At 32.8% G+C, this 1,542-nt stretch carries 1 protein-coding gene; it reads left to right on the top strand.

From position 1 onward, the window contains the following. On the top strand, positions 1-1,422 hold a 1,422-nt coding region (locus U9O55_04605; protein ID MEA2089085.1), incomplete at its 5' end, for a type IV secretory system conjugative DNA transfer family protein. Between the last annotated feature and the right edge of the window lie 120 nt (positions 1,423-1,542).

The raw sequence follows: 1,542 nt of genomic DNA, 5'->3' as shown, positions 1-1,542 counted from the left end.
AAAAAAATAGTTTTAAATTCAGAAGAAATGGCGTCTTTATTTCATTTTCCTTTGGCAAGTTCGCAGACGCCTAATATCCAGTGGCTTTCTTCTAAGGAAGCTCCAGCGCCTAATAATATGCCTGACTCAGGAATTGTTTTGGGAGAAAATGTTTATCGGGAAGCTAAAACCCTTATTAGAATTAGCAGAAGCGATCGAACAAGACATATTTATGCTATTGGAAAATCAGGAACTGGAAAATCAGAATTTTTGTCTAATATGGCAAAACAGGATATTTTAAATGGCGATGGTGTCGCGGTTATTGATCCGCATGGAGATTTAGTAAACGACATTTTAGATACTATTCCTAATGAGCGCGCTGAAGATGTAATTTATTTTGATCCAGCGAATATTGAACGTCCAATGGGGATTAATTTGTTGGAATATAATAAAAAATATCCTGAGCAAAAAACTTTTGTCATCAATGAGATGATTAGTATTTTTGACAAGCTTTATGATTTGAAACAAACAGGCGGTCCGATGTTTGAACAATATATGAGAAACGCGATGCTTCTTGTTATGGAAGATCCAGAAAGCGGATCTACTTTAATGGAAATATCAAAAGTTTTAGCTGACCCTGATTTTAGAAAATATAAATTAAGCAAATGCCTAAATCCTGTTGTAAAAGATTTTTGGCAAAAGGAAGCTGAAAAAGCCGGTGGAGACGCTGCTCTCGCGAATATGGTTCCGTATATAACCAGTAAGCTGAACACTTTTATTTCCAATGACATAATGCGCCCAATTATTGGCCAGCAAAAAAGCGCTTTTGATTTAAGGACAATAATGGATAAAAGAAAAATTTTATTAGTTAATTTAAGCAAAGGCAAAATAGGCGAAATGAATTCATATTTGTTGGGGATGGTGTTAGTTGGAAAAATTTTAATGTCCGCTCTTTCACGGACTGATATTCCAAGAAATGAAAGAAAAGATTTTTATCTTTATCTTGATGAATTCCAGAATTTTATTACCGAGAGCATTACGGTAATTTTATCAGAAGCAAGAAAATATCGGCTTAATTTGAATATCGCGCATCAATATATCGGGCAGTTGTCGCAAAAGCAAGACACAAGCATCAGAGACGCAATTTTTGGAAATGTTGGAACAATAGTTTCTTTCAAGGTCGGGGCTGAAGACGCTGAATTTCTTTCAAAAGAGTTTGCTCCTGTTTTTAGCGCTTACGATCTAGTTAATATAGATAAATTTAACGCTTATGTTAAATTAATAATTGACAATCAGCCAACCAGGGCTTTTAATATGAAGACTTTTCCTTTGCGGAAAAATAAAATTTCTAACAAGGACAGAATTAAACAGTTTTCAAAATTAAAATATGGAAATGATCGTTCAATTATTGAAGCTGAAATCTTAAAACGAGCGAAAATGTAGAGGCAGAATTATCCACAAGATTTTTTTTATTTTTTATGTTATAATAAACAAAATGCAAAATGACAACTAAAAATTCAAAATTAGAAATTCAAAATTAAATCTTAATACTTAATACTTAAT

This window comes from Patescibacteria group bacterium, assembly GCA_034660655.1.
Classification (GTDB): domain Bacteria; phylum Patescibacteriota; class Patescibacteriia; order JAACEG01; family JAACEG01; genus JAACEG01.
This window is presented reverse-complemented; position numbering and strand designations above follow the sequence as displayed.